We start from the raw sequence: 26,317 nt of genomic DNA on the forward strand, positions 1-26,317 counted from the left end.
ACCCGGAATTGACGCGGAATCAGGTGGTCAGGATAAGATTAGAAGGGTTTAATACTCTTTGATTAATGAGGTAGAAATGTCTCTCAATGATGCCGCCAAGGCGGCGGCCGTCAAGAAGGTCACCTTATTAGATGAATCCTTCGCTCGCTTTGCAGTTCGCGCTACCTTGGCGGGTGTGTACCTGTGTATCGGTACCGCCTTCGCCGGTGTGGTAGGCCAGGCCGTCAACGGCGTTGCGCCGGGAATGGGCTCCGTGGCTTTTGCCCTATTTTTCGGCGTAGGCCTGTTCGCCATTCTGCTCTTGGGCGCCGATCTGGCTACCGGCAACATGATGTACATGGTCTATGCCGCTAGCAATAAGCACGTGGCGTGGGGCAAGGCCCTGTACCTGCTGCTCATCACCACCATTTTCAACCTGGTCGGTGCGATCATCTTTGCCGCGATTATGGCGATGTCTGCCAAGTTCGCCGACCTAGATCCCTCGCACCTTTTGGTGACGGTTACTGAAGGCAAGCTCATCAAGTCCCCGCAAGGCATGCTGGTAGAGGCCATCGCCGCGAACTTCGTGGTCAACATGGGCATTGTCGGTGCCATCTTTGCCAAGGATGCGGCTTCGAAGTTCTTTGTCATCATCCCGATTATTGGTGCTTTCGTGGCGTTAGGCCTAGAGCACGTTATCGCGAACTTTTGCCTGTTTAGCATCACGCTCTTCGCTTCCGACCCGTTGCCGGCCACTCTCACTGTTGGCAACGTAGCGCTCAATTGGATCCTGGTCTGGATCGGCAACTTTATTGGCGGCGGCCTTTTGGTTGGCGGCGTCTACGCGTGGCTCAATCGCGGCCCTGAGGCCTACCGCGACTAAGCGAGCTCGCCGGAATAAAGGTTAAAGCGGTCGCCGCGGGCGAAGCCCACGAGTGCCATGCCAGTTTCGCGGGCCGTCTCTACCGCTAGGGAGGAGGCGGCGCTGACGGCAACGAGCATGCCGAAGCCCGCCATCGCCGCCTTTTGGACGAGCTCAAAGCTGGCGCGCGAACTCATGACCAGAATGAGGTCATCCGCAGGAAGTCGGTTCTCTAGTAGTAAGTGGCCGATGACCTTATCGGCGGCATTGTGGCGGCCAATATCCTCCCGGATGACTACCGGTTCACCGTCTAGGGTGAAGGCACCGGCGGCGTGAATGCCGCCGGTCTTTTTAAATTGCTTCTGCTCAGCCCGGAGCTTGTCTGGCAGCTTGGCGACGACATAGGGATCCACCGGCACCCGGGGAATCCGGTAGCGGGTCTGTTTGGTCAAGGCCTCGATAGAAGAGGTGCCACATACGCCGCAAGCAGAAGTTGTGGTGGTCAAGCGCAGATCGCTGAGGTCGAGCACATTCTTTTTTGTAAGTTCGACGTCGAGCAGGTTGTAGGTATTCATGCCGTTGACGGTGGCACCGGCGCAGTAGCGGGCCTCGGTGACGTCGCTAAGCGAAGCAATATGGCCCTCTGAATGCAAGAATCCATGCGCCAGCTCAATGTCATGGCCGGGAGTGCGCATGGTGGTGGTGATGGTCTGGCCACCCGCGCGGATTTCGAGTGGCTCTTCGCCGGCGACGGTATCGGCGCGGGTATCGACCTGCAGGCCAACTCCCAGGCGGACCTTGGTGACGGCAAAGGTGGAGTTTTTGCGGCCGGCCATTACTGCAACACCTGCTTCAGGGCATTGATATTGCCGCGGGCTTCCTCTACATCGCTGGAGGCTAGGCCCACGAGGAAGGCAGTAAGTGGGGCCGCGGGGCGGGAGCGATTGTGTGCGACGTCCTTGGTGAGGTCTAGGATTTCGCGGGTGAGTGCGGTTGCCTCCTGAGGATCAAGGCCGAGGAGACGGGCGGCTTCTTCGAGCCACTCGTGTGCGGATTGGATGGGGTCCTCGTGTGTTTGGCTCATCACCATCTCCTTATTTACGTTCGTGCTGGTCTCGACTCTAATGAAGGTGCCAGACTATTTGGAAAACCGCAGGTTATGGCGTAGCATAGTACCTCGTGCTTGCGCCGAGGCGTTGGCGTGCCCCAATCATTGTGGATTTTGGCACGCTGAGCTGCAGAAAGCGCTGAGCCGATGCAAGAACTGAACATCAACTTTGTTGTAGGCCCCTCGCCGTAGATAGCGGACCGTTGTCTGAATCAAAGGGTGGCGAGCGCCTTACGGTATTGACCGTAGGGAGCGTGAGTAGCCCGAAATCACACGGAGAACGCTTTGGTGAGCACGGGAACCGCAACGAGAAAGGTACACGGTCACTCATATGACTATGACTGATCCTATTGCCGACATGCTGTCGCGCGTGCGCAACGCAAGTAATGCGCACCATGACACCGTGTCGATGCCTACCTCCAAGCTGAAGGCAAACATTGCCGACATCTTGAAGCAGGAAGGCTACATCGCTGACTACACCGTCGAGGGCCACACCCTGTCCCTCGAGCTGAAGTACAACAACCGCGAGCGCTCCCTGTCTGGCCTGCGTCGCGTGTCTAAGCCGGGTCTGCGTGTGTACGCAAAGTCCACCGAACTGCCACAGGTCTTGGGCGGCCTGGGCGTGGCTATCATTTCCACGTCCCACGGCGTGCTGACTGACCGTCAGGCTGAGGAGAAGGGCGTAGGCGGAGAAGTTCTCGCCTACGTCTGGTAAAGGGAGGTTTGACACATGTCTCGAGTCGGTCTAGCACCAATCGCCGTACCGAACGGCGTCGAAATCAAGATCAACGGCCAAGACGTTGAGGTTAAGGGCCCAAAGGGCACCCAGAGCGTTAACGTTCCAGAGCCTATCGCCATCAACCTGGAAGACGGCGTACTGTCCGTCTCCCGCCCTGATGACCACCGCAAGCACCGTGCTCTGCACGGTCTGTCCCGCTCCCTGCTGAACAACGCCGTTGTTGGCGTGACCGAGGGCTACACCATCAAGATGGAAATCTTCGGTGTCGGCTACCGTGTCCAGCAGAAGGGTAAGGACCTGGAATTCAGCCTGGGCTACTCCCACCCGATCCTCATCGAGGCTCCGGAGGGGATTACCTTCGCAGTGGACGGCGCAACCAAGCTGTCCATTACCGGTATTGACAAGCAACTAGTCGGACAGATCGCCGCAAATATCCGTCGTCTGCGTAAGGACGATCCTTACAAGGGCAAGGGTATTCGCTACGAGGGCGAGCAGATCCGTCGCAAGGTCGGAAAGACGGGTAAGTAAGCAATGGCAAACACTGAAAACACCAAGCGCACTCCAGTCGGCAAGGACATTTCCTCTCGTCGTCGCGAAGCACGCGCACGCCGTCACTTCCGTATCCGTAAGACCCTGCGTGGCACCCCTGAGGCACCACGCCTGGTTCTTCACCGCTCCTCCCGTCACATGCACGTACAGGTCATCGATGACCTGGCAGGCCACACCCTGGTCTCCGCATCCTCCATGGAGGCGGACGTTCGTGCACTCGAGGGCGATAAGAAGGCCAAGGCTGCCAAGGTAGGCGAGCTGGTTGCCGAGCGCGCTAAGGCCGCTGGCATCGAGCACGTCGTATTTGACCGCGCAGGCTACAAGTACCACGGCCGCGTCGCTGCGCTGGCTGACGCCGCACGTGAAGGTGGTCTGAAGTTCTAATGATCATCGTCAACGGAAACATCAACGGAAGGAACGCCTAATGTCGGACCGTGAACAGCGTGACGGCGGACGCTCCGCCGAGAACAACAAGAACAACCGCGGTGGCAACGGCCGCCGCAACGATCGTCGTAACCAGCAGGACAACGAGCGCGATAAGTACATCGAGCGCGTTGTGACCATCAACCGCGTCTCCAAGACCGTTAAGGGTGGCCGCAACATGTCTTTCACCGCCCTCGTCGTCGTTGGTGACGGCCAGGGGCAGGTTGGCGTTGGCTACGGCAAGGCCAAGGAAGTCCCAGCCGCAATCCAGAAGGGCGCTGAAGAGGCTCGCAAGAACTTCTTCCGCGTTCCGATGATTGCCGGCACCATCACCCACCCGGTTGAGGGTCGCGACGCAGCTGGCATCGTCATGATGAAGCCTGCCGCACCTGGTACCGGTGTTATCGCTGGTGGTGCTGCTCGTCCAGTGCTCGAATGCGCTGGCGTGCAGGACATCCTGTCGAAGTCCCTGGGCTCCGACAATGCACTCAACGTCGTCCGCGCTACCGTGGACGGCCTCAAGCAGCTGGTCCGCCCTGAAGAGGTTGCCGCACGTCGTGGCAAGTCCATCGAAGAGGTCACCCCGGCCCGTATGCTGCGCAAGCGCGCAGGTCAGGAGGCATAAGCAATGGCTCTGAAGATTACACAGGTAAAGGGCCTGGTGGGCACCAAGCCGAACCACCGCAAGAACATTGAGGCTCTCGGCCTCAAGCGCATCGGTCACTCCGTAGTTAAGCAGGACACCCCGATCGTTCGCGGTATGGTTCACAAGGTTCGCCACCTGGTCACCGTCGAAGAAGTGGCAGGGGAGTAAACCATGGCTGATATCATCAAGCTGCACGACCTGCGCCCAACCGCAGGAGCAAATAAGCCTAAGACCCGCGTCGGCCGCGGTGAGGCATCCAAGGGTAAGACCGCTGGTCGCGGTACCAAGGGCACCGGTGCTCGTAAGCAGGTTTCCGCTGCTTTCGAGGGTGGCCAGATGCCGATTCACATGCGTCTGCCTAAGTTGAAGGGCTTCAAGAACCCGAACCACGTTGAGTACCAGGTAGTTAACGTTGCTGACCTGGCTGAGAAGTTTGCAGATGGCGGCGACATCACCGTTGCTGACATCGCAGCTGCCGGCCTGGTCCGCGCTAACAAGCCGGTCAAGGTTCTGGGCAACGGCGACATCAACGTTAAGTTGAACGTCACCGCTGACAAGTTCTCCAAGTCTGCTGTTGAGAAGATTGAGGCTGCTGGCGGTTCCGCCAACACCAAGTAATCTCCTCTAGGTAGATTTCATCCCCCTCTCCGCACACGCGGGGCAGGGGGATGTTTCCGTTTTGTAGGCACCCCGGTGCCGATATATAGCGTGGCGCCTAGGCTATGCGCGCCATTGGTGGTGAAAATAGTTGACAGGAAACCGTTATTAATAAATAAGGTTACCGGTATGGTGAATTATATTCACGAGTGTTACAGTCATCCTTAGTTGATAATCATCTAACGTTAAGGAGAATCTTATGTCGGCTATTTCTTCCCTGCTCGCTACCGCTATTGCTGCCCTCATGCCATTTGCCGGCTCCACCGGTCCGGTCGATGCCCAAGACCAGCTTTCCCAGCCGGATCCTGCGGAAACCGCCCAGACCGCACCGGCCGAGGCTGGGGAGCAGCCCGCTCAGGACCAGCAGCCGGGCGCGCACGCTGAAAAGGGCCGTATCACCGGTGACAAAGAAGATGTCATCAACGGTGAGGGGGAAGGTGCCGACGAGGTCGATCCTGGCTTCAACGGCGGCAACCTGCAGAGCGGCAAGCTAGCCGTGCAGCGCGAGCTGGCACTTGCTACCCAGGAGGCGGGTCACGAGTTCATGAACATTGAGTTCAAGGACGATCACTCCGCCCACCTGACCTTCCGGGAGACCTATAACCCGGACAAGGACGAGGCGGCTGTGCAGCGCGTCATGGATGCGCTGAAGGTGAACGGCTACGAGAACATCACCGCTGCCTACTAAAGCGCGGGAATCCTAGATAAGGGCAAAGAAGAGGGTGGAACGCCTGGGAAAGGCGTTCCACCCTCTGTGTATAACAGGCCGCGTGGGGTGGTGGGTGAGGGCCTAGGCCTCGTCCACGGTCTTTTCGTACAGGCCAGGGAAGCGGTCCTCCGGATCGGTAACCGCCTTAATGGTGTCGGGAAGGTTGCCACCGTAGAGCTCTTCGAACTTTTCCCGGGAATAAAAGGCCTCGGAGTAGAGGGACTTGTGTCCGCCAAGCTCGTTGACCTTGGACTCAATGACGCGGTTGAAAGCACCATTATTCGGGGCGGAAGGATCCACGTGGTCGCCTTCTACACCGGACCAGAAGCCGACATTGACCCATGTTTGTCCTGGGTGAAGGGGGTAGAGCGGCCATGGGTCCGTGGAGTGGGAGGCAATGTCACCGGAGCCTACGAGTTCGTCGACGCCGTCGCGGAGCCGAATGGGACACAGCCAGACCGGCTGAATATCGGAGGCTTGAAAGAACCAGTGGAGGAACTCCGGCAAGTTTTCCGGGGTCACCTCGATATCTTGCACCACGCGCTCGGCGCGCGGTTTGCCGTGCGGCCTTTTGATGAAGTTATATTCCAACTCGTATTTTCGATCGAGGCGGACCAATTTCCAATAGAAAGAGCTACGGCGCAACTCGCGGGGCCACACCTTGCGCACCTTCGGGTTCTGGGCGCCGAAAGCGCGTGAGCACCAGAACCAGTCGGTATCCCAGCGCCAGATGTAATCGCGGATGGTGAGGCGATCGCGGCGGATGCCAGAGGCGTGCTGAATGCTGCGGTAGTAAATCTTGTCCCGTGTGTAATCGGAGGTTGGTCCCTCCTCATCAGTAAAGCGGGCAAAGACAAGGTACGCCTCGTCCTCGGAGAAGACTACGCCGTCGAGGCCGTGGACGGGTTCGCCGCGGTGGGTGTGGGAAGAGGCGACGTCGGCAAGCGCGCGGCTCGCTTCCTCCACGGTGTGGAAACGCTCTTCGCGCAGCTCTACATAGGCGGGCACGGGTTCCAGCTCAATCTTGAGGCGCACCGCGTAGCCCAGCGAGCCATAGGAGTTGGGGAACAGGCGGAAAAGATCGACGTTGTCTTCGCGGGAGCAGGTGAGAATCTCGCCGGTGCCGGTAAGGACATCCATCTCCAGCACGGACTCGTGTGGGAGACCGTTGCGGAAGCTGGTGGATTCCACGCCCATGCCAGTAACCGCACCCCCCAAAGTAATGGTCTTAAGCTGCGGTACGACGAAGGGCATGAGGCCGTGGGGCAAAGTGGCATCCACGAGGTCCTCATAGGTACACATGCCCTGCACATCGGCCGTGCGGGCAACTGGATCGACCTCAATGACGCCGCTAAGGCCGGATACGTCGAGGCCCTCCTGCTCCTCGCTGCGGCTGCGGAAGAGGTTGGAGGTTTTCTTTGCTAGGCGCACGCGCTTTCCGGCCGGGACGGCACGGAAGCTCGCCAGTAGCTTATCGACGCCCTCCTGGTGCGCCGTCCACCCCACCGGCTCAATGGGCATGGCATCCACTGGCCGCGGCTGGGCGGCGGCGAGGCGTTCACGCAGGTTATCAATGAGAGTCATGACACCCCTCCTTAAAAGCGGCTATCTTCCCACCAGCGGCGCTCGGGAACGCCGGCGCGGGAACCGGCCTCGCCTAGCTTGACGCCGAGGAAGTGATACAGGTTGATGATATTGCGCTCAAAGCCCCACTCAGATCCGGCCATATAAATGCCGTAGAGGCGGGCGGTGGGCAGGCCCACGGTTGCGCAGGCCTCGTCCCAATTGTCCTTCAGGTTCTCGCACCAATCGTGCAGCGTGCGCATGTAATCAAAGCGCAGAGACTCGGTGTGAATGACTTCAAAGCCATTGTCTTGCATGGCCTTGGTGACATTGCCGGAGCCGGTGAGCTCGCCGTCAGGGAAGATATAGCGGTCAATGAAGCCGCCCTTGGGAGTCTTGTGGTTATCCGGGTAGGTGATGTTGTGGTTGAGCATCAGGCCACCGACCTTCAATTTGCCGTGGAGGAACTTGAAGAAGTCGTTGTAGTTCTTCACGCCAATGTGCTCGATAATGCCGATGGCGGAGATAGCATCGAAGCCCTCTTCGGTGATATCGCGGTAGTCCATGAAGCGGACCTCCGCCAAGTCTTGGAGGCCTTCCTCCTCAATCTTGCGCTGGCCCCACTCGGCCTGTTCCTTGGAGAGGGTGACGCCGATGGACTTCACGCCGCGGCGTGCCGCGTAGCGCACCATACCGCCCCAGCCGCAGCCCACATCCAAGTGGCGGTCGCCCTCTTTGAGGCGGAGTTTGTCAAAGATGAGGCGGTACTTATTTTCCTGCGCTTCCTCTAGCGTGGCGTCTGGGGAGGGGTAGTAGGCGCAGGTGTAGGTCATCGAATCGCCCAAGAACAGCTCGTAGAAATCATTGCCAACGTCATAGTGATCAGAAATGACATCGGCATCGCGCTGTTTCGAGTGCTTGGACAGGCCGTCGTGTAGCTTGCGGCGCAGCCATGAAGCGCGCTCCACCTCGGGGACCGGCTGGATTTGGAAGGCGCCCATGGATGCTAGGGAGCGAACAACGCGCGCCAGGGTCTTGGCATCCGGCTTCTGGAATTTGTCATACATGGCATGCAGCGCATCAAAAATTCCATAGGGGTGGGCCGGGTGATCGCCATGCACCGTGATGCCGTCCGTGACATATGCACGCGCAAAACCGACATCGCCGGGATGGGTAGCAATAAAAGAGAGGCCCTCAAGGCTATTAATAGTCACCTTGTATTGGGCGTCTTCTGGTCCGGTCGCGGACCCGTCAAAGGCCTCCCAGCGGAAGGGGTTGGGGCTAGGGACAAAAACGTCGATGATCTCAGCAACGGTCATCGGCGTGAATTTCTTGCTCATAAGTACTTCTTTCGAAACATTTGGTTCACACCAATAACGGCCTCGAAGCGCAAGGCTGTGAGGTCGGAGACTATTTAAGGGGATTGCGCGGGGGCAATACCCCTCATGGTAAACCCCGGATGCAAAACGCGCGAAAGATCAAGCAATCATGGTCACACTATTGGGTCTTAATGTGGCTATGTGGGGTAAGGCTGGTAGGGTAATGGGGTCATAAGTGTTCAACCGTCCCTGAAGGAAACCTGAACTTCCCCTAAGCTTTCTGGCTCAGGGGGTGTGGTTTCCTAGGGGTAGATGAGTTTCCACCTCCGTGTGTGAACGCGAAACCCTCCCTAGATTTTGCGTTCGGCAGCGGTAGGCCAGGAGGATTTTGTAGTGTCCGCCATTGTCCAGGCTTTCAAGGATGCCGACCTACGTAAGAAGATCATCTTCACCATCGTGATGATCATCGCGTACCGCGTCGGTGCACAGATCCCGTCTCCGGGTGTTGACTATGCGTCTATTGCTGGCCGTTTGCGCCAGTTGACCGAGCAGTCCGGAGACCTTTACTCCGTCATCAACCTCTTCTCGGGTGGTGCGCTGCTGCAGCTGTCGATCTTCGCTATCGGCATCATGCCGTACATTACGGCGTCTATTATTGTGCAGCTGCTGACCGTGGTCATTCCTCGCTTTGAGGAATTGAAGAAGGAGGGCCAGTCCGGTCAGGCCAAGATGACCCAGTACACCCGCTACCTGACCCTCGCGTTGGCGTTGCTGCAATCCTCCGGCATCGTCGCGCTGGCAGACCGTGAGCAGCTGCTGGGCCAGGGCGTACCGGTCTTGGCAGATGACCGAAACTTCTTCACCCTCATTGTCTTGGTCATCACCATGACCTCCGGCGCTGTACTGGTGATGTGGATGGGTGAGCTCATCACCGAAAAGGGCATCGGTAACGGCATGTCCCTGCTCATCTTCGCTGGTATCGCAACCCGCCTGCCCACCGATGGTGCAAGCATCCTGCAGAACAATGGCGGCCTCGTCTTCGCCATGGTTGTAGCCGGCTTGGTCGTCCTAGTTGTTGGCATTACCTTCATCGAGCAGGGCCAGCGCCGCATTCCGGTTCAGTACGCAAAGCGCATGGTCGGCCGCCGCCAGTACGGTGGTTCCTCTACCTACCTGCCGCTGAAGGTCAACCAGGCCGGCGTTATCCCGGTCATCTTCGCTTCCTCCCTTATCTACATGCCGGTCCTCATTACCCAGATTGTGAACTCTGGCTCCCCCGGCACCCCGGATAACTGGTGGCAGCGCAATGTCATCGCGCACCTGCAGGCACCTTCCTCCTGGCAGTACATCGTGCTGTACTTCGTCCTGACCATCTTCTTCGCTTACTTCTATGTCTCGGTCCAGTACGATCCGGCAGAGCAGGCGGATAATATGAAGAAGTACGGCGGCTTTATCCCGGGTATTCGCCCGGGCCGTCCGACCGCGGAGTACCTTGGTTATGTGATGAACCGTCTGCTGTGCGTGGGCGCCCTGTACCTGGCACTTATCGCCATCCTGCCGAATATCCTCTTGGACCTCGGCGTAGGCAGCTCCTCCGCCAGCGGCACCTCCGCCTTTGGTGGTACGGCCATCCTGATTATGGTCTCCGTCGCCTTGACCACGGTCAAGCAGATCGAGTCCCAGCTACTGCAATCCAACTACGAAGGACTACTTAAGTAATGCGTCTTGTACTTCTAGGACCTCCCGGTGCCGGCAAGGGCACCCAGGCAGCTATCCTCAGCGAGAAGCTGAACGTTCCGCACATCTCCACCGGCGACCTGTTCCGCGCCAACATTGGCGAAGGCACTCCGCTGGGTGTAGAGGCAAAGTCCTACATCGATGCAGGCAAGCTGGTACCTACCGACGTCACCGCCCGTATGGTCGAGGACCGCCTTAATCAGGATGACGCCAAAAATGGCTTCCTGCTGGACGGCTTCCCACGTACCACCGAGCAAGCAGACATCTTGGAGGAGCTGCTTGCTAAGAAGGGCGAGAAGCTCGACGGAGTTCTCAACTTCGAGGTCTCTGAGGATGTTGTTGTTGAGCGCATGATGGCCCGTGGCCGCGCCGACGATAACGAGGAGACCATCCGCACCCGCCTCGGTGTCTACCGCCAGGAAACCTTCCCGCTTATCGAGCACTACGGCGATGCCATCATCTCCATCAAGGCCGAAGGCGCCGTGGAGGAAATCAACGCCCGTGCGATGGAAGCACTGGGTAAGTAAGCATGGCTTTTCGACGCCGCAGTAAGCGCATCCCCGCCCGCACCCCGGGCGAGCTAGACGCCATGCAGGCCGCCGGCGAGATTGTTGGCAAGGCACTGCAGGAAGTCCGCGCTGCTGCGGCGTCTGGCGTATCTACCCTCGAGCTGGATGCGGTGGCTGAGCAGACCATTCGCGATGCCGGCGCCTATCCCACCTTCAAGGGGTACGAGGGTTTCCCGGGTTCCATCTGTGCTTCCGTTAATGACGTCATCGTGCACGGCATTCCGGATAAGGAAACCGTCCTCGCAGATGGCGACTTGGTGTCCATCGATTGCGGTGCCACGCTCGATGGCTGGGTAGGCGATAGCGCTTGGTCCTTTGCAGTAGGCGAGCTCGATGCAGACGTCGCAGCCCTCAATAAGGCCACCGAGTATGTCCTCATGGAGGGCATGCAAGCTATGGTTCCGGGCAATCTGCTTACCGACGTCTCCCATGCCCTAGAGCAAGCCACCCGCCGGGCCGAGCAGAAGTTCGGCGTGGATCTTTTCATCGTGGATGGCTATGGCGGTCACGGCATCGGACGCACCATGCACGAGGATCCTTACCTGGCCAACGAGGGCCGCCCGGGGCGCGGCCCGCTGATCCAAGAAGGTTCCGTCCTAGCTATTGAACCCATGCTAACTTTGGGCACAGAGGATTCTGCCGTGCTAGAGGATGACTGGACGGTCGTTACCCTCGATGGCTCCTTTGCCGCTCACTGGGAGCATACGGTGGCCGCGACCGCCGATGGGCCCCGTATTCTTACCCGCCGCTACTGACATTTATTCCCCGATATGCCTGTTGCACTAGGCATATGCCCCTGAAAGGTTTATACTCACAGCCATGTCTAAATTTAGCTTCCGCAAGATCCGTGCCACGGTTGCAGCGCCCGCAGTCGCTGGCGTGATAGCCTTGAGCACCACCATTGCGGCTCCTGCCGCTACCGCCCAGGAGATTCCGAACCTGGATCAGCTCAGCTCCAAGGCAAACTCCGACCTCGCTCAGTTCTCTTCCCAGTCCGGCCTGGACCAGCTCACCGCTGAGGCAAAGAAGCAGCTGGATAACTTCCATGGCCAGAGCCGCGAGCAGGCCTGGAATACCCGCAACCAGATCCTGGACCAGGCAGAGAAGTTCTCCCCGGAACTGGCACCTAGCGTCCAGACCGCTGTGGACGGCGCCGTAGAATTCCTCTTCCCAGGCTTGATTGCACAGAAGAATGAGGAAGCACGCAAGGCCCGCGAGGCCGCCGCTCGCGCCAACGCTGAGCGCGTCGCTGCTGAGAAGGCTCGTTCTGAGGCTGCCGCACGCAAGGCGGAAGCACAGCGCCGCGCCAACCAGTTCGACCGTGGCCCGTGCCCGGCCGATGCCAAGGTATGCGTTGATCTCGACGGTCGCCGCACCTGGTTGCAGGACGGCGGCAAGGTGTCCTACGTGTCCCCGGCCATGTCTGCTGGCATGCGTGGACAGGAGACCCCGCGCGGCACGTTCTACGTTGGCCGCAAGGTAGAGCATGACATCTCCCGCGAGTTCAATAACGCGCCGATGCCATACTCCATCTACTTCACCAATAACGGTCACGCCTTCCACCTGGATGACCCGGCCGTTGATTCCAATGGTTGCGTTCACCTGCCGCCAGACGCTGCAAAGCGCTACTGGGATAATGTACAGGTTGGCGATAAGGTCTTTATCTACTAAGGCCCGCGCTTAAGCGAAAGCCTCATCCCCCGAACTATTCTTCCGAAGAGGAGAATCGGTTCGGGGGATTTTGCTGGCTTAGGGGGAGGGGCGGGCGAGCTAACGGGGCGTCGGAAAGTGCAGCGGTTTGGAAAACGTGTCGCTGCAGCGTATGCTGTTAAGTCGGTGTATAGCGTCAGCGAGGCTGGCGCGGATACGCCACCGCAGTAGACAACAAACATGCAGGTGACGGCACACTTGGCCGTCGCCAGAAAAGTAGAGGTTATGGCTAAGGAAGGCGCAATCGAGGTAGAAGGCCGAATTATCGAGCCTTTGCCCAACGCAATGTTCCGTGTCGAGCTCGACAATGGACACAAGGTTCTTGCACACATTTCTGGCAAGATGCGTCAGCACTACATTCGCATCCTCCCAGAGGATCGCGTGGTGGTAGAGCTGTCTCCTTATGACCTGACCCGCGGACGCATCGTCTACCGCTACAAGTAAAGACAGTAAGCCTCCTCACCCAAGGGTGAACCCACAGGTTCACTCTGTCCACCTCAGGCTACGGTGGCCTGAGCCCGCACTGGTAAGCAACCCAAGGATTCCCGGCACGGTCCGGGCGAAGCGTTGCATGGAGCGGGACGGATGGGGAGAAAACCGCCGTAACAACCCGAAAGGACACGCCATATGGCACGTCTAGCTGGTGTTGACCTCCCCCGCAATAAGCGCATGGAGGTCGCTCTCACCTACATCTACGGCATCGGTCCAACCCGTGCCAAGGAACTGCTAGAAAAGACTGGCATTTCTCCTGACCTGCGCACTGACAACCTGGATGATGACCAGCTGTCGGCGCTCCGTGACGCAATTGAGGCTACCTGGAAGGTTGAGGGTGACCTCCGCCGTCAGGTTCAGGCTGATATCCGCCGCAAGATTGAAATCGGAAGCTACAAGGGTCTGCGCCACCGCCGTGGCCTGCCTGTACGTGGCCAGCGCACCAAGACCAATGCGCGCACTCGTAAGGGTCCGAAGAAGACGATCGCAGGAAAGAAGAAGTAGTTCATGCCTCCAAAGACTCGTTCCGGCGCGCGCCGTTCCGGCCGTCGCGTCGTAAAGAAGAATGTGGCCCTCGGCCACGCATACATCAAGTCCACCTTCAATAACACCATCGTCTCGATCACCGATCAGACCGGTGCTGTTATCTCTTGGGCATCCTCCGGCCACGTTGGCTTCAAGGGGTCCCGTAAGTCCACTCCGTTCGCCGCTCAGATGGCAGCCGAGAACGCTGCTCGCAAGGCAATGGATCATGGCATGAAGAAGGTTGACGTATTCGTCAAGGGTCCGGGCTCCGGCCGCGAGACCGCCATCCGCTCCCTGCAGGCTGCAGGCCTCGAGGTTTCCTCGATCACGGATGCAACCCCACAGCCGCACAACGGCTGCCGTCCGACCAAGCGCCGCAAGGTTTAAGGGAAAGGAAGAGGTAAGAAAATGGCTCGTTACACTGGCCCCGCTACCCGCGTATCCCGCCGTCTTCGCGTCGACTTGGTCGGCGGCGATATGGCATTCGAGCGCCGCCCGTACCCACCGGGACAGGCTGGCCGCAACCGCATCAAGGAATCTGAGTACCTGCTGCAGCTCCAGGAGAAGCAGAAGGCAAAGTACACCTACGGTGTGCTGGAGCGTCAGTTCCGTCGCTACTACGCAGAGGCTAACCGCCTCCCAGGCAAGACCGGCGATAACCTGGTTATCCTGCTCGAGTCCCGCCTGGACAACGTAGTTTACCGTGCAGGTCTGGCACGCACCCGCCGCCAGGCTCGCCAGCTTGTCTCCCACGGTCACTTCACCGTGAACGGCAAGAACATCAACGTTCCTTCCTACAAGGTCACCCAGTACGACATCATCGATGTCCGTGACCGCTCCAAGAAGATGGAATGGTTCGAAGATGCTCAGGACGCCCTCATCGATGCCAACGTACCGGCATGGCTGCAGGTTGTTCCTGATACCCTGCGCATCCTCGTGCACCAGCTGCCCGAGCGCGCTCAGATCGACATTCCGCTGCAGGAGCAGCTCATCGTCGAGCTTTACTCGAAGTAAACTGTTATACCGCACGGCCTGTAATGGCCTGGCGGATAACCAGGAATCTTCAATCCCGAAGATTTTTACCCCTCTACCGGCGTCAAATAGCGGTCGCCGAAAAGGAGAATTTCAATGCTCATTTCCCAGCGTCCTCAGCTCACCGAGGAATTCATCGACTCGTCTCGTTCCAAGTTCGTCATCGAACCGCTCGAGCCGGGCTTTGGCTACACCCTCGGTAACTCGCTGCGTCGTACCCTGCTGTCCTCCATTCCGGGTGCAGCGGTAACCTCCATCAAGATCGATGGTGTTCTCCACGAGTTCACCACCATCAACGGTGTGAAGGAAGACGTTTCCGAGATCATCTTGAACATCAAGAGCATGGTGCTTTCTTCCGACTCCGATGAGCCGGTTGTTATGTACTTGAGCAAGGAAGGCCCGGGCGATGTCACCGCGGGCGATATTCAGCCGCCGGCTGGCGTGGAGATCCACAACCCGGATCTGCACATCGCTTCCCTGAATGACACCGCCAAGCTGGACATTGAGCTCGTCGTCGAGCGCGGCCGTGGCTATGTCCCAGCCGCTCCTACCTCCGGTGAGATCGGCCGCATCCCGGTCGACCAGATTTACTCCCCGGTCCTCAAGGTCTCCTACAAGGTCGAGGCAACTCGTGTTGAGCAGCGCACCGACTTTGACAAGCTGACCATCGACGTCGAAACCAAGAACTCGATTTCTGCACGCGATGCCCTGGCTTCCGCCGGCGGCACCCTGGTCGAGCTTTTCGGCCTGGCCCGCGAGCTGAACAACGCTGCCGAAGGCATCGAGATCGGACCCTCCCCGCAGGAGACCGAGTACATCGCTGCTTATGGCATGCCGATCGAGGACCTGAACTTCTCCGTCCGCTCTTATAACTGCCTGAAGCGTCAGGAGATCCACACCGTGGGTGAGCTCGCTGAATGCACCGAGTCCGACCTGCTGGATATCCGCAACTTCGGCCAGAAGTCGATCAATGAGGTAAAGATCAAGCTGGCTAACTTGGGCCTGGCTCTCAAGGACACCCCTGAGGACTTCGACCCGACCCAGCTCGAGGGCTACGACGCAGAAACCGGTGACTTCAAGGATCCGGCTGCTGAGGATTCCGAGTAAAGAACCCCGCTGACTTGCGGCAATGACCTTATTGCCGCGCGCTCAACTTTTACCGCATACGAGGAGTACACAATGCCAACCCCTAAGAAGGGTGCCCGTCTCGGCGGCTCCGCCAAGCAGCAGGCTCACATGCTGAGCAACCTGGCAGCCAGCCTGATCGAGCACGGCGCTATCAAGACCACCGATGCCAAGGCGAAGGTCCTTCGCCCGTACGTCGAAAAGATCATCACCAAGGCTAAGTCCGGCACCGTTGCTGACCGCCGCGCAGTTCTGAAGCTCATCCCGCGCAAGGATGTCGTTTCTTACCTGTTCGACGAGGTTGCCCCGAAGTTTGAGAACCGTGAGGGTGGCTACACCCGCACCATCAAGCTGGACAACCGCACCGGTGACAACGCCCCGATGTCCCAGATCTCCCTCGTTCTCGAGGAGACTGTGACCTCTGAGGCAAACCGCGCTACCCGCGCTGCTGCTTCCATGCAGGCCGAGGAAGCTAAGGCAGACGAGGCTGCTGAGACCGAGGCACCTGCCGAGGAGACCGCAGCTGAGGAGTCCGAGGAGAAGTAATTTCCCTTCGGCCCTAGCGCGTGGCCGCCGCCTTTCCCACTCGTGGGAGGGCGGCGGCTTTTTCATGTCCGCACCCAACCAGGGCTCAGCGCTCGAATGACCCAGACCCAGCGCCGGCGGGTAGTAAACACTCCGGTAGCATGAAGCCCACTATGACAGATGCAGCATCGACTTCTCCTGATGGGCCGGCGGACGGGTTCGTTCGCCTGCGCTTGGACTTGGCTTATGACGGCACGGACTTTCATGGCTGGGCCAAGCAGAAGGGTGGCCTGCGCACGGTGCAAGGCGTGCTGGAAGAGAAGCTCGCGATGATTGCGCGCACGGAGGTGCCGCTTACCGTAGCTGGCCGGACGGATGCTGGCGTCCATGCCCGTGGCCAGGTGGCGCACGTGGACGTTCCGGAAGAGATGCTGGCGCAGCGGTCGGTGGCGGGGGAGCCGGGAAAGCTGGTGCGTCGGCTAGCAAAGCTTCTGCCAGAAGATGTTCGAGTACACGGGTGCGAGTTCGCACCCGCGGGTTTTGATGCGCGGTTTTCGGCGCTGCGTCGGCACTATATCTATCGGATTACTACCAATCCGCGCGGCGCGCTGCCGACGCGGGCGCGGGATACGGCCGAATGGATTAAGCCGGTGGATATCGATGCCATGCAAGAAGCCGCCACTGCCCTGGTAGGCCTGCACGATTTTGCAGCCTTCTGTAAGGCCAAGCCGAATGCCACGACCATCCGTGAATTGCAGGAATTTTCTTGGCGCGACGTTTCTACGCCCGAAGAGCCGGAGCTTTTTGAGGCCCGCGTGAGCGCCGATGCGTTCTGCTGGTCGATGGTGCGCTCGTTGGTGGGCTGCTGCCTGCGCGTGGGGGAGGGGCGCCGCGATGCCGATTTCGCTGCGGCACTGCTGCAGGAGACGAAGCGCTCTTCCAGCATCCCCGTGGCCCCGGCAAAGGGGCTATCGCTGGTCGCCGTTGATTATCCGGCGGCTGACCAGCTGGCCGCTCGCGCTGAGGCCACCCGCGAAAGGCGCAGCGCTGACTAGCGCCCAAGTGGCAGCGGTCGCCTACCTGGGATAGCCTGTGTGCTGGGTGTACACAGACTTTTCGGGGGAAAATCATGGCACGTCCGCTGCCTACTACCAAGGCCCAGGTCTCGGGGCATAAATTCTTGCGTCGCCGCGTCGAGCATGGGCTTGTCTTAGGCGATATCCGCATGATTCACGATCCATTGGCTAGGCGCCGCAAAGCCCTCCTTTTTGGCGGGGTCGGCGTCGCCTTCCTTGCGGTGGGCTCTGGCATGTTGGCATGGCTGCAGCCGAGTCCGCAGCCGGGTGATGCGCCGATTGTGCGCTCGGAGCAGGGACAGCTCTTTGTGGATGTCAACGACACCTACCACCCAGTATTCAACCTGGCGTCGGCGCGCATAATCGCCGGGCAGGCGGCCGAGGCACAGACCATTGGGGATGAGCACCTGCAAGAAGCGCTACTGGGCTCACCGGTGGGTATCTCGGATGCCCCTGGGTACCTCGCGGCGGCAGGCGAGAATCCCCAGCAGCGATGGGTAGCGTGTTTGGCCGGCAAGGATGAGGCGCCGTCTACAGAAAACCCGACCAGCATCGGCGGCCACCAAGTAGCGTCGCAGGAGGTTATTGTCCTTGCTGAGCCCGAGCAGAAAAGCCTCGGTGAGGAGCGCGCCGCACTGGTGGAATCCGAGGGCACGCAGTGGCTTATCACAGAGGAAGGCCGCGTGGCGTTGCCAGATTCCTCCAGCACCGAAGGGCGCGTCGTGCGCCGGGCGATGGGCGTGGACGATGACACCCACACCTGGCCCGTGCCGCCTGAGCTGCTCAATGCCTTTGCGGAGCTGCCACCGCTGAACTTTCCGTCCGATCCGCCCGAGGTTGTCGATACTGGGCAGAGCCTGTGGGCGCGTACGGCCGAGGGCGTAGCGGAGCTCACGCCTCCGCAGGCGGAGATGCTCGCAGGCGTAGGCGCCAAGGAGACGACAGCCACGCCGCAGGAGATGGCCGCGCTTGCCGACGCCCCCTTAAACCTCAACCTTCCTTCCACGTCCTTCCGCTTCTTAAGCCCGGACGATGGCTGGATGTGCGCTGCTAACGAGGGCGGCGGGGTAGTGGTACCTGCCCAAGCAGGCACCGTCGCCTTGGCAGGTGAGTCGGTGGCCCATCGCTTTGGTGGGCTCAACGCCGGTGGCGTAGGCGTAGACAGCGGCCATGGCTATCACGTGGTGTCACCCACGGGGCAGCGGCACGAGGTCAAGGACAAAGAGACTTTGGAAGCCCTTGGCACCGGCGTGGGCGCGCAGGTGCCGTGGGAGATCCTGCGCTTGCTGCCGGAAGGCTCCGCGCTCAACCGTGAGCAGGCTCTGCAGGTTAGTTCTTAGGCCGTAGCCCGCGCCACACCGCCCACGCGGCAAGCGCCAGCGCTAACCCACCCAGCACCCAGGCACTGCGTGTGGGGGCGCGCGAGTCGCCTTCGTTAGCGGGGCGGATGGTCATAGCTCGGGTATCGACGTCCGCGCCCGCTTCCACGTGAGTGAGCACAGTGAGCGGGTCGATGAAGCCGTGTCCCGGTTCTGCGGCTTCCTCCAAGCGTTTGCGGAGGGCGGCCGGGCTATCGTCGGGAAAGCGCTGTGCCAAGAGGGCAGCGGTGCCGCTGACCACCGGCGCGGCAAAGGAGGTGCCATGGAACTGCGCCGTTCCGTCCGTGCCTTCCTTACCATCGGCCCATCCACCCTCAGGGTTGAGCGCAAGCGGAATGAAACCTTGCGCAGCAAGCTGGGGTCCGTCGGCCGAATTCAGCGAGTAGTCAGCGAGTTCGTGTGAATCCGCGAGGGCGCTTACTGAGAGCACCGTGGGCGAATCCGCCGGAAAGACGCGGTCACCCATCTCACAGCTGCCAGAGGACGCATTGCCGGAGGCAGCGATCACCACGGCGCCGGAGTCTTCCGCATGTGCCAAAGCGCGATCCAATCGGGAAGTATCGACCTGCGCGGCCACATCCGGCGGAACGCAGGAAACAACCGAAATGTTAATGACGCGGGCACCGGCAGCGGCAGCATCATCGATGGCGCGGGCCAAGGTGTCCAGCGAGCCGGTGGTACTGTCCTCGGCTTCCTGGCGGTAGTGCGCGCTGGTCTGGCGCACAGCGTAAATCTCTGCTCGCGGGGCGATACCGATATCGTGACCGGCAATGACACCGGCCACGACGGTGCCGTGCAGGTCGCAATCGCGATGCGGCTCTGGGGCCTCTGGCGCGACAAGGTCCGCGCCACTGCTGAGATGTCGCAGTTGATCGTGACGGGCCACGCCAGTATCGATAACGGCTACTTTGACGCCTTCCCCGGTAGCAAAGGAATGTAGACGGGCCCGGTAGTCTAGCTGCTCCTCACTTGGTTGGGGCGAAAGCGGTGAGGAATGCGCGGCGGCGCATTCGCGGTCCGGTTCGCGCGCGGCCGCGTAGGGTGCAGCAGTCAGTCCCGCAGCGAATGCAACTACTAAGGCGGTAGGTAGCACGCGCATTATCCCAGCCCCCTAATGAGCACGAAGACACCGGCAAGGTGCGCGGCCAGTGGCAGACTAGCGGCAATGGCCAGGGATTCTATGCGCTCAAACCACGCGATGGTGGTGGGCTCGAGCCCGGCCACCTTGGGTGCCCACAGCGGGGCGCTTAGCATGGCGAGGAGAACCAGGCAGGCAACAAGGATTGGCGCCCAGGCATCGGCAAGGCCGGAATCCGCCACCGCGTGGGTAGCGCACAAGCATGTAGCGAGACAGGCGGTCATCGCCAGCAGCATCAGGGCCCAGCTAGCCAACGCACGACCGTGCCGGGCGGCATGCAGGACGACGGCACCCGCGGTGGTCACGCAGAGTGCTAGGACGAAGCCCACGCCGGTGTGCTCAGCGCCAAAGAGCACCGCAACGTACTCGGCGAGAGAATCGGGCGCACCGCTAGTCGGCGTCAAGGCCGGACCACTGCCCGTCAGCGAGAGGGCGATAAGGGCCGGAATGAGACAGAGCGACAGTCCGCAGCACATTCCCTCATAGGCGCTGCCGGCGCGCCGGGCACGGATATCGACATCCGGCTGGACGGCGTCAGAAACCGCGAGGTCTTGGCCGGCCGTGGGCAGCTGCGGGACTTTGAGCCCAGCAGTGGCAACGGTCAGCGCAGGAGCTGCGGCCAGCAGGATAATGCCGGCGATCACCACGCAGGCGGCGGCCGCCGTACCGTGGCTGCCCTGGAGACCCGTCCCTGGTCCGGGCAGCAGGTAGCCCAAAGCCGCGACCAACAACAGCACTGAGACGGTGAGTGCCACGGCAGTAGTGCGAACCGTGCTCAACCCGGTGACATGGCAGGCAAGCAGCACGATGAGGAGGGCGACGCAGGCGGTGAGTGCGGCAAAGGGGGCTTCGCCAAGCGAGGGCGAAATCACCACCCAGCCACACGCCATGCCAGCTACCAGGCTAAGGTGCACCAGTGATAGGGCACGGGTCCACAAGGCGAGCAACAGGGCTCCAGCGGTCAAGGCCGCCCACGCCGCTAGGGGAAGGGTGCTAACCCACACTAGGGCGAAGGCGGCAAGGAGCCCTGCCCATGCCCAGATGGTGGGAAGGGCGGCGGTAGTATCCTCCTCAGCCGTGGCGGCAAGCGATTCCGCTGCATCCCGAATCACCGGTGCAGGCCGGCGCTCGCGCGGACTAATAACAAGAATGGAGCCTTCCGTGAGCGCAGTGGCAGCCAACGGGGCAGTGAGATCGATGGCGCGGCCGGAGACTGTACTGGCGCGCCAGGGTTCAGAAATGGTGGGCGCATCCACCAAGTCAGTGATCTCCGCCAAAAGCTCTCCCACGCTGGAGCTTAGCGGTAGCGCCACGTCCGCCTCCTTGTGGAAGGCGCCGGCATGAATGCGAACGGTAAGGCGCAGATGATGCGCCGTTGCAGTAGTCATGATGTCCCCCGAAAAATGTATGGATTGTGGGCGTCCCCCTTGCCCAATGCCACATATTGTGGCTTACTAGTGGCGACGTGTCCACCGCAGCGCGGGGAATCTTGGCAGGGGGCCAAGGGCGTTTGGCGCGTGGCTCGGGGGAGGTTATTTAGGCATGCTTGGGATCGGGGATACCCGCGTCATTGAGCCGTTGACCATGCCATTGCGGGATGCTGCGCCGCCGCTGCCCACCGGCAGCATCGAGGCGGAGGAAGTCCCGGAGGCGGTGCGCCCGCAACCGGTGCCGCTGGTGCGGCTGTTGCTTCCGGTGGTGATGATTGCGGCGATGCTCGGCATGGTCGCCCTCATGGTGTTAGGCGCTGGGGAATCCCGGCAGATTAGCCCGATGGCCTTGATGTTTCCATTGATGATGCTGGCGAGCATGGCCATGATGTTCGGGCCCAATAACAGTGGGCAGGATCCGGATGAAACCCGGCGCACCTACCTGCGCCACATCAAAGCCTTGCGGGAAAAGGCGCTGCGCAATGCTTCGGCGCAGCGTGCACATGAAAGCTATCGCCACCCCGCACCGGTGGAACTTAGCACTCTAGTCGGCTCGCGACGCATGTGGGAGCGTGGCCCGGATGACTCGGACGCCCTCGAGGTACGCGTGGGAACTGGACCAACGACGTTGTGCACCCCCATCAACGTGCCGGATTCCGGCGCCACTGAAGACCTGGACCCGGTGTGTGCGGTAAGCATGCGCCAGACAATTAAGGCGGTGGGCACTGTGCCCGATATGCCGGTGGTTATCCAACTGCAGGCCTTTCGCTTCTTGTCCGTGTCCGGTATGGCGTCGACTCGGGGCGAAGAGCCCGCAGATCCCTCCCGCGATTTGGTGCGCGCAATGGTGATGCAGATAGCGTTGGCGCATGGCCCGGAAACCTGCGGTATCGAGGCCATCGGCGGCCAGTGGGAGTGGCTGAAGTGGCTGCCCCATGCGCGCACACCGGAAAAGGCGCGCTTTCGTATCCTCATAGTCGATGGCGTGCTGACCACGGGCACCGAAGACTTTTTCCACGATGATTCCTATACCACCATCATTGAGGTTGGTGGGGCGCCGTCTTCGGCGCTGGGGGTACGCGCTGAGCACGAAGGCCTAAGCCTCGTGGCAGGGGAGCAGCTGCAGGTGGTCACCGCGGCAGGGGTGGAAGACCTTGGTTCTCCCGACGGAATGAGTGCGGCCGGCGCGACATTGCTTGCGCGCAGTATGGCCTCCTACCGCCGCCCCGATAGCACTTCTGGCCGGCGCGGCAGTGACCTTATGGGCCTTCTGGGCTATCGCGATGTGGAAGAGTTAGCGGCCAGTGGCATGTGGCATGGCCGGGAGGGGTCGGCGCGTCTCATGGTGCCCATTGGTATCGATACGGCGGGCCAGCCCGTCACGGTGGATCTCAAGGAATCGGCCCACGGCGGTATGGGCCCGCACGGACTGTGCATTGGTGCGACCGGCAGCGGCAAATCCGAGCTGCTGCGCACCCTTGTCACCGCGCTGGCGGCTACCCATAGTCCGGACGAGCTTAACCTCGTGCTCGTGGATTTCAAGGGCGGCGCGACATTCTTAGGCTGCGACCGCCTGCCGCATACTTCCGCGGTGATCACCAACCTGGAGGAGGAATCTACTCTGGTAGAGCGCATGTACGATGCCATCTCTGGCGAGATGAACCGGCGCCAAGAGCTGCTGCGCACCGCCGGAAACTTTGCCAATGTCAGTGAGTACAACGCTTCTGCTACCGCCGTGCGTGAGCATGGGCCCTTGCCGGCCTTGGTTATCGTCGTCGATGAGTTCTCGGAGCTTTTGGGCCAGCACCCGGATTTTGCGGAACTCTTCGTCGCCGTCGGCCGCTTGGGGCGCAGTCTCCACGTGCACCTGCTCTTGGCCTCCCAAAGGCTCGAAGAAGGCCGCTTGCGGGGGCTAGATTCCCACTTGTCCTACCGAATCGGCCTGAAAACCTTCTCCTCAGCGGAATCCCGCCAGGTGTTGGGCGTGACCGATGCCTACCACCTGCCCGGCCAGCCCGGCGCGGGCTACCTAAAATCCGATGCCGAGGCCTTGACCCGCTTTCAAGCTTCCTACGTGTCTGGGCCCCTGCCGCGCCGGGCGCTTGCCGACGCCTCCGTGGAGCACCCAGCCCCAACCCGAGGCCGGGTGCAGCTCTTTCAAGGCTGGTCCCAGGAAGAGGACAATACTAGCGCTGCGGTGGTTCTTGATGACTCCACCACTGTGCTTACCGAGGTCGTTCGCGCCGCGGCGGAAGAGGCCCGCATGCGCGATCAATCGGCGCACCGCATCTGGCTGCCGCCGCTACCGCCGGTCATTGAGCTATCCGCGTTGCCGGGGCTTTCCGGTGCAGATGACGCGGGTGCAGTCTCGCCCACAGCGGACCAAGGGCCGCTGCGTGCGCCCATCGGCATTATCGATAGGCCGTATTACCAACGCCAGGATGAGCTGATTATTGATTTCACCCAGCACGGCGGACACATGGCACTGTGTGGTGGCCCGCAGTCCGGAAAATCGAGTGCGCTGCGCACGATCGTCTCTGCGCTAGCTCTACGGCATGACCCGCAGGCGGCACGCTTCTACGTCATCGATCTTGGCGGCGGTCAGCTATCGTCCCTAGAGCGCCTGCCCCACGTGGCCGGAGTTGCCGGGCGTGAGGAGGGCGAAAAGGTACGGCGCATCGTCGACGAAGTAGCCGGGTTTATCCGCCGCCCAGAAGGGTGCGCAACCTTCCTTGTCATTGATGGCTGGCACCACATCGGTACCTCGAATGCGGAGTTTGAAGACATAGCGGAGAAGGTCACCGAGATCGTCGCCGATGGCGCCTCCGCCCACGTGCATGTCATCATTGCCACTTCGCGGTGGACCACGATGCGCCCGGCTATCCGCGATCTCATTGCCAACCGCCTCGAGCTGCGCCTTGGTGAGGCCTTGGATTCGCTCATCGACCGCAAACTACAGCAAAAGCTCCCCAGCGCGCCGGGCCGCGGGCTCACCTTGGCGGGTGAGAATATGCTCTTAGCTCGCACCTCCAACCAGGACATAGCCCACATCTGCCGCGTGCATGCTGCGGCTGACCCAGTTCCACAGCTCAAGTTGCTGCCCGCCGTGCTTACCCCGTCCGCACTCGCGGCTCAAGGGGGCGTGCTCACCGGCGAGATCGCCTGGGGTATCGGCGGGCGCGACCTTGATACGCTGACCTGGAATCCGTCTCGTGAGCCGCACCTAGTGGCAATCGGCGCGCAGGGCTGTGGTAAGTCCACCTTCCTGGCGCAGATCATGCGCGGCATTAGCGCCTTTGCGCGGAAAGACGCCCGGCTCGTGGTCATCGACCAGCGCCGAGCCCACCTGGGAACCTTGGACCAGAACATGGTTGCTGCCTACGCCGCGACGCAGTCGAGTGCGCAAGAGACCATTGTCGATACAGTCCGGACCCTGGAATCTCGCCTGCCTGGCCCGGACATTACCCCAGCGCAGCTCGCCGCACGAGATTGGTGGCAGGGCCCAGACATTTACCTAGTCATCGATGATGCGGACCTGCTGAGCGATATTGCCCTCTCGCCGCTATTGGAGTTGCTTCCCCATGCCCGCGACATTGGTCTGCACCTTGTTATCGCTCGCAAATCCGGCGGCATCGGCCGCGCCCTATTCGGCCAATTCTTTTCCGCGGTTCGCGATCTGCAGCCGGCGCTGCTGCTTTTTGACGCCGACCGCGACGAAGGAACCATCTTCGGACTCAAGCCCTGCCACCAACCACCCGGCCGCGGTCAGTGGAGCATCCGCGGTGAAAACCTCGGCGTTGCCCAAGCGGTGTACCTAGAAGGAGAGAAGTAAATGACCACCAATCTCAGCGCGCATACGCCAACCGACACCCCGATCCCCACCGGTGGGGAGACCACCGCCGTCCCCATTACCGTCACCATCCTAGATGCGGCCACCATCTTTGAAGGCCCCGAAACGGTCTACCGCTATGACCTGCCGGGAACTGGCGTTGTGGAAGGCTGGGCCTTAGGCCAAGTCATGGATCAAATATCCAAGATGGCGGGACCGTCCTGGCCCGACGTGGAAGCCTGCGTGGTGGCAGACTCTTCCGGCACGGGAATTGCGCAGGAAGCTACCACCATCATTTGCCGGCAATTGGAAGTCACCGGGGTGCGCCTCATCGATCCAGAACCAACCATCTCTCCGCTAGTGGCCCCGGACCCACTCGGTCCGCCTCCTCACCCGGCTACTGAAGCCACGGATTCGGCGCCTCCCACTACGGTGATGGAGGCGCCTGCCTACGACGAGCCGGTAACGCCACGCTGGACCGACCGCCTGCGCGGTTGGCTCGGAGCTATCGATATCTTTCATGTGGCAATTGCCGTGGTCATCATCGCCGTGGCCGGAGCTTCTTGGTGGGCTATCGGTGCCCAAGCTTCAGGCGAAGGCGACGCCGCTTCGGATACCGCGCGCCCGCAACCCCGCGCTGCCGCGCCAAGCCGCGAGGGCGCAACGGAGTCCGCGCCGGCCTCGCCACAACCGGGAATTCCGGGCGCGTCAGATTCCGGCAGTGACGAATTGAGCCCAGGCGAAAAGCGCTTAGATGTGGAGGGAATGTCCGTAGTCGTCCCCAGTGGGTTCCACACCAAGGTAGAAGATGGCCTGGTCACCGCCACCGGGGAAGACCCAAACCTACGCATCCTGCTGGCGGCGGATGAGATGTTTAACGTGCCGGCGGATGCCCTGTTTAAAGAAATTCACGCGCAGGTTGACGAAGATCCGGCGCTTCGCGATGCCACCGATGAGGCCGGGCGACTGACCTATACCGAAGACCCTGGGGACGGCTCCTTGGTGGAATGGACTACCTGGGAAGACCGTGGGCACCAGATGTCCGTGGGGTGCCATACCCGGCATAACTCCAACGCCGTTCAAAAGGCAGCCTGTCGCATGGCCACGGAAAGCCTAGTCAAAAAATAGTCTTAAAAACTTTGCCTAGCCGGGAACCGTTTGGCGGAAAGTTCAGTCCAATAAAGGTGAGAAAGCAC

At 60.8% G+C, this 26,317-nt stretch carries 28 protein-coding genes; 22 read left to right on the forward strand and 6 right to left on the reverse strand.

Features of this window, described 5'->3' with window-relative positions; all coding sequences use genetic code 11:
- Positions 1–76 precede the first annotated feature (76 nt).
- The gene (locus QP965_RS05915) at positions 77–862 is read left to right on the forward strand and encodes a formate/nitrite transporter family protein (RefSeq protein ID WP_284844377.1); all 786 of its coding nucleotides are present in this window, start codon (positions 77–79) and stop codon (positions 860–862) included.
- Here QP965_RS05915 and fdhD read toward each other — a convergent pair.
- Positions 859–1,677 (reverse strand): formate dehydrogenase accessory sulfurtransferase FdhD, encoded by an 819-nt coding sequence (gene fdhD, locus QP965_RS05920; protein ID WP_284844378.1) that lies wholly within the window; start codon positions 1,675–1,677, stop codon positions 859–861. The genes QP965_RS05915 and fdhD overlap by 4 nt on opposite strands.
- On the reverse strand, positions 1,677–1,925 hold the full coding sequence (locus QP965_RS05925) for a DUF6457 domain-containing protein (protein WP_284787121.1): 249 nt from the start codon (positions 1,923–1,925) through the stop codon (positions 1,677–1,679). Before QP965_RS05925 ends, fdhD begins: the two co-directional genes overlap by 1 nt.
- A gap of 355 nt (positions 1,926–2,280) precedes the next feature.
- Here QP965_RS05925 and rpsH point away from each other — a divergent pair, with 355 nt between their 5' ends.
- The 7 genes from rpsH (at position 2,281) to QP965_RS05960 (ending at position 5,651) form a co-directional block, all read left to right on the forward strand.
- Entirely contained in the window at positions 2,281–2,664 is a 384-nt protein-coding gene (rpsH, locus tag QP965_RS05930) for a 30S ribosomal protein S8 (protein ID WP_005322799.1), read from the forward strand.
- A 15-nt stretch (positions 2,665–2,679) separates the two neighbouring features.
- Complete coding sequence (gene rplF, locus QP965_RS05935) at positions 2,680–3,216, forward strand: 50S ribosomal protein L6 (RefSeq protein ID WP_005322792.1); 537 nt, start codon at positions 2,680–2,682, stop codon at positions 3,214–3,216.
- A 3-nt stretch (positions 3,217–3,219) separates the two neighbouring features.
- Entirely contained in the window at positions 3,220–3,621 is a 402-nt protein-coding gene (gene rplR, locus QP965_RS05940) for a 50S ribosomal protein L18 (RefSeq protein ID WP_005322788.1), read from the forward strand.
- Between the two features lie 40 nt (positions 3,622–3,661).
- Positions 3,662–4,285 (forward strand): 30S ribosomal protein S5, encoded by a 624-nt coding sequence (gene rpsE, locus QP965_RS05945; protein WP_005322780.1) that lies wholly within the window; start codon positions 3,662–3,664, stop codon positions 4,283–4,285.
- Positions 4,286–4,288: 3 nt separating this feature from the next.
- The gene (gene rpmD, locus QP965_RS05950) at positions 4,289–4,474 is read left to right on the forward strand and encodes a 50S ribosomal protein L30 (protein ID WP_239278110.1); all 186 of its coding nucleotides are present in this window, start codon (positions 4,289–4,291) and stop codon (positions 4,472–4,474) included.
- Between the two features lie 3 nt (positions 4,475–4,477).
- The gene (rplO, locus tag QP965_RS05955; protein ID WP_005322777.1) at positions 4,478–4,924 is read left to right on the forward strand and encodes a 50S ribosomal protein L15; all 447 of its coding nucleotides are present in this window, start codon (positions 4,478–4,480) and stop codon (positions 4,922–4,924) included.
- A 238-nt stretch (positions 4,925–5,162) separates the two neighbouring features.
- Entirely contained in the window at positions 5,163–5,651 is a 489-nt protein-coding gene (locus tag QP965_RS05960) for a hypothetical protein (protein ID WP_284844379.1), read from the forward strand.
- A 102-nt stretch (positions 5,652–5,753) separates the two neighbouring features.
- Here the strand turns inward: QP965_RS05960 and QP965_RS05965 are convergent, their stop codons facing one another.
- Positions 5,754–7,256: an FAD-binding oxidoreductase gene (locus QP965_RS05965; protein WP_284844380.1), complete on the reverse strand. Its 1,503-nt coding sequence runs from the start codon at positions 7,254–7,256 to the stop codon at positions 5,754–5,756.
- An 11-nt stretch (positions 7,257–7,267) separates the two neighbouring features.
- Positions 7,268–8,575 carry a class I SAM-dependent methyltransferase gene (locus QP965_RS05970; protein WP_204610220.1) on the reverse strand — a complete coding sequence of 436 codons (1,308 nt, stop codon included), beginning with the start codon at positions 8,573–8,575 and terminating at the stop codon, positions 7,268–7,270.
- Between the two features lie 372 nt (positions 8,576–8,947).
- On the opposite strand from QP965_RS05970, the gene secY reads away from it, so the two are divergent.
- From secY to eccB, 12 genes are all read left to right on the forward strand, one after another.
- Positions 8,948–10,273, forward strand: coding sequence for a preprotein translocase subunit SecY (gene secY / locus QP965_RS05975; RefSeq protein WP_284766004.1), 1,326 nt, complete (start codon positions 8,948–8,950; stop codon positions 10,271–10,273).
- Positions 10,273–10,818: an adenylate kinase gene (locus QP965_RS05980; protein ID WP_269954279.1), complete on the forward strand. Its 546-nt coding sequence runs from the start codon at positions 10,273–10,275 to the stop codon at positions 10,816–10,818. The genes secY and QP965_RS05980 overlap by 1 nt, the downstream gene beginning before the upstream one ends.
- A gap of 2 nt (positions 10,819–10,820) precedes the next feature.
- Entirely contained in the window at positions 10,821–11,615 is a 795-nt protein-coding gene (gene map, locus QP965_RS05985; RefSeq protein ID WP_269954280.1) for a type I methionyl aminopeptidase, read from the forward strand.
- A gap of 64 nt (positions 11,616–11,679) precedes the next feature.
- Positions 11,680–12,531 carry a L,D-transpeptidase gene (locus QP965_RS05990; protein WP_284844381.1) on the forward strand — a complete coding sequence of 284 codons (852 nt, stop codon included), beginning with the start codon at positions 11,680–11,682 and terminating at the stop codon, positions 12,529–12,531.
- Positions 12,532–12,795: 264 nt separating this feature from the next.
- Positions 12,796–13,014, forward strand: a complete 219-nt coding sequence (gene infA / locus QP965_RS05995) for a translation initiation factor IF-1 (protein WP_004566852.1) — start codon at positions 12,796–12,798, stop codon at positions 13,012–13,014.
- 183 nt (positions 13,015–13,197) lie between these two features.
- Positions 13,198–13,566, forward strand: coding sequence for a 30S ribosomal protein S13 (gene rpsM, locus QP965_RS06000; RefSeq protein ID WP_005322765.1), 369 nt, complete (start codon positions 13,198–13,200; stop codon positions 13,564–13,566).
- A gap of 3 nt (positions 13,567–13,569) precedes the next feature.
- A complete protein-coding gene (rpsK, locus tag QP965_RS06005; protein ID WP_005322764.1) occupies positions 13,570–13,974 on the forward strand; it encodes a 30S ribosomal protein S11 in 405 nt (134 codons plus the stop codon).
- Positions 13,975–13,995: 21 nt separating this feature from the next.
- Positions 13,996–14,601, forward strand: a complete 606-nt coding sequence (gene rpsD / locus QP965_RS06010; RefSeq protein ID WP_005322762.1) for a 30S ribosomal protein S4 — start codon at positions 13,996–13,998, stop codon at positions 14,599–14,601.
- Between the two features lie 114 nt (positions 14,602–14,715).
- Positions 14,716–15,726: a DNA-directed RNA polymerase subunit alpha gene (locus QP965_RS06015; RefSeq protein WP_005322760.1), complete on the forward strand. Its 1,011-nt coding sequence runs from the start codon at positions 14,716–14,718 to the stop codon at positions 15,724–15,726.
- Positions 15,727–15,855: 129 nt separating this feature from the next.
- The gene (gene rplQ, locus QP965_RS06020; RefSeq protein ID WP_502869245.1) at positions 15,856–16,290 is read left to right on the forward strand and encodes a 50S ribosomal protein L17; all 435 of its coding nucleotides are present in this window, start codon (positions 15,856–15,858) and stop codon (positions 16,288–16,290) included.
- A 140-nt stretch (positions 16,291–16,430) separates the two neighbouring features.
- Positions 16,431–17,324, forward strand: a complete 894-nt coding sequence (gene truA, locus QP965_RS06025; RefSeq protein WP_502869246.1) for a tRNA pseudouridine(38-40) synthase TruA — start codon at positions 16,431–16,433, stop codon at positions 17,322–17,324.
- A 74-nt stretch (positions 17,325–17,398) separates the two neighbouring features.
- Positions 17,399–18,685 carry a type VII secretion protein EccB gene (gene eccB, locus QP965_RS06030; protein WP_284844384.1) on the forward strand — a complete coding sequence of 429 codons (1,287 nt, stop codon included), beginning with the start codon at positions 17,399–17,401 and terminating at the stop codon, positions 18,683–18,685.
- On the opposite strand, the gene QP965_RS06035 is transcribed toward eccB, so the two are convergent.
- Both QP965_RS06035 and eccD read right to left on the reverse strand, forming a co-directional pair.
- Complete coding sequence (locus QP965_RS06035) at positions 18,675–19,823, reverse strand: S8 family serine peptidase (RefSeq protein WP_284844385.1); 1,149 nt, start codon at positions 19,821–19,823, stop codon at positions 18,675–18,677. The genes eccB and QP965_RS06035 overlap by 11 nt on opposite strands.
- Entirely contained in the window at positions 19,823–21,250 is a 1,428-nt protein-coding gene (eccD, locus tag QP965_RS06040; protein WP_284844386.1) for a type VII secretion integral membrane protein EccD, read from the reverse strand. Before eccD ends, QP965_RS06035 begins: the two co-directional genes overlap by 1 nt.
- 154 nt (positions 21,251–21,404) lie before the next feature.
- Between eccD and eccCa the strand changes: the two genes are divergently transcribed.
- Together eccCa and QP965_RS06050 are read left to right on the forward strand one after the other, a co-directional pair.
- Entirely contained in the window at positions 21,405–25,124 is a 3,720-nt protein-coding gene (gene eccCa, locus QP965_RS06045; RefSeq protein ID WP_284844387.1) for a type VII secretion protein EccCa, read from the forward strand.
- Entirely contained in the window at positions 25,125–26,249 is a 1,125-nt protein-coding gene (locus tag QP965_RS06050) for a type VII secretion-associated protein (RefSeq protein WP_284844388.1), read from the forward strand.
- Positions 26,250–26,317 lie beyond the last annotated feature (68 nt).

The organism is Corynebacterium sp. MSK074 (genome assembly GCF_030229735.1).
GTDB lineage: Bacteria > Actinomycetota > Actinomycetes > Mycobacteriales > Mycobacteriaceae > Corynebacterium.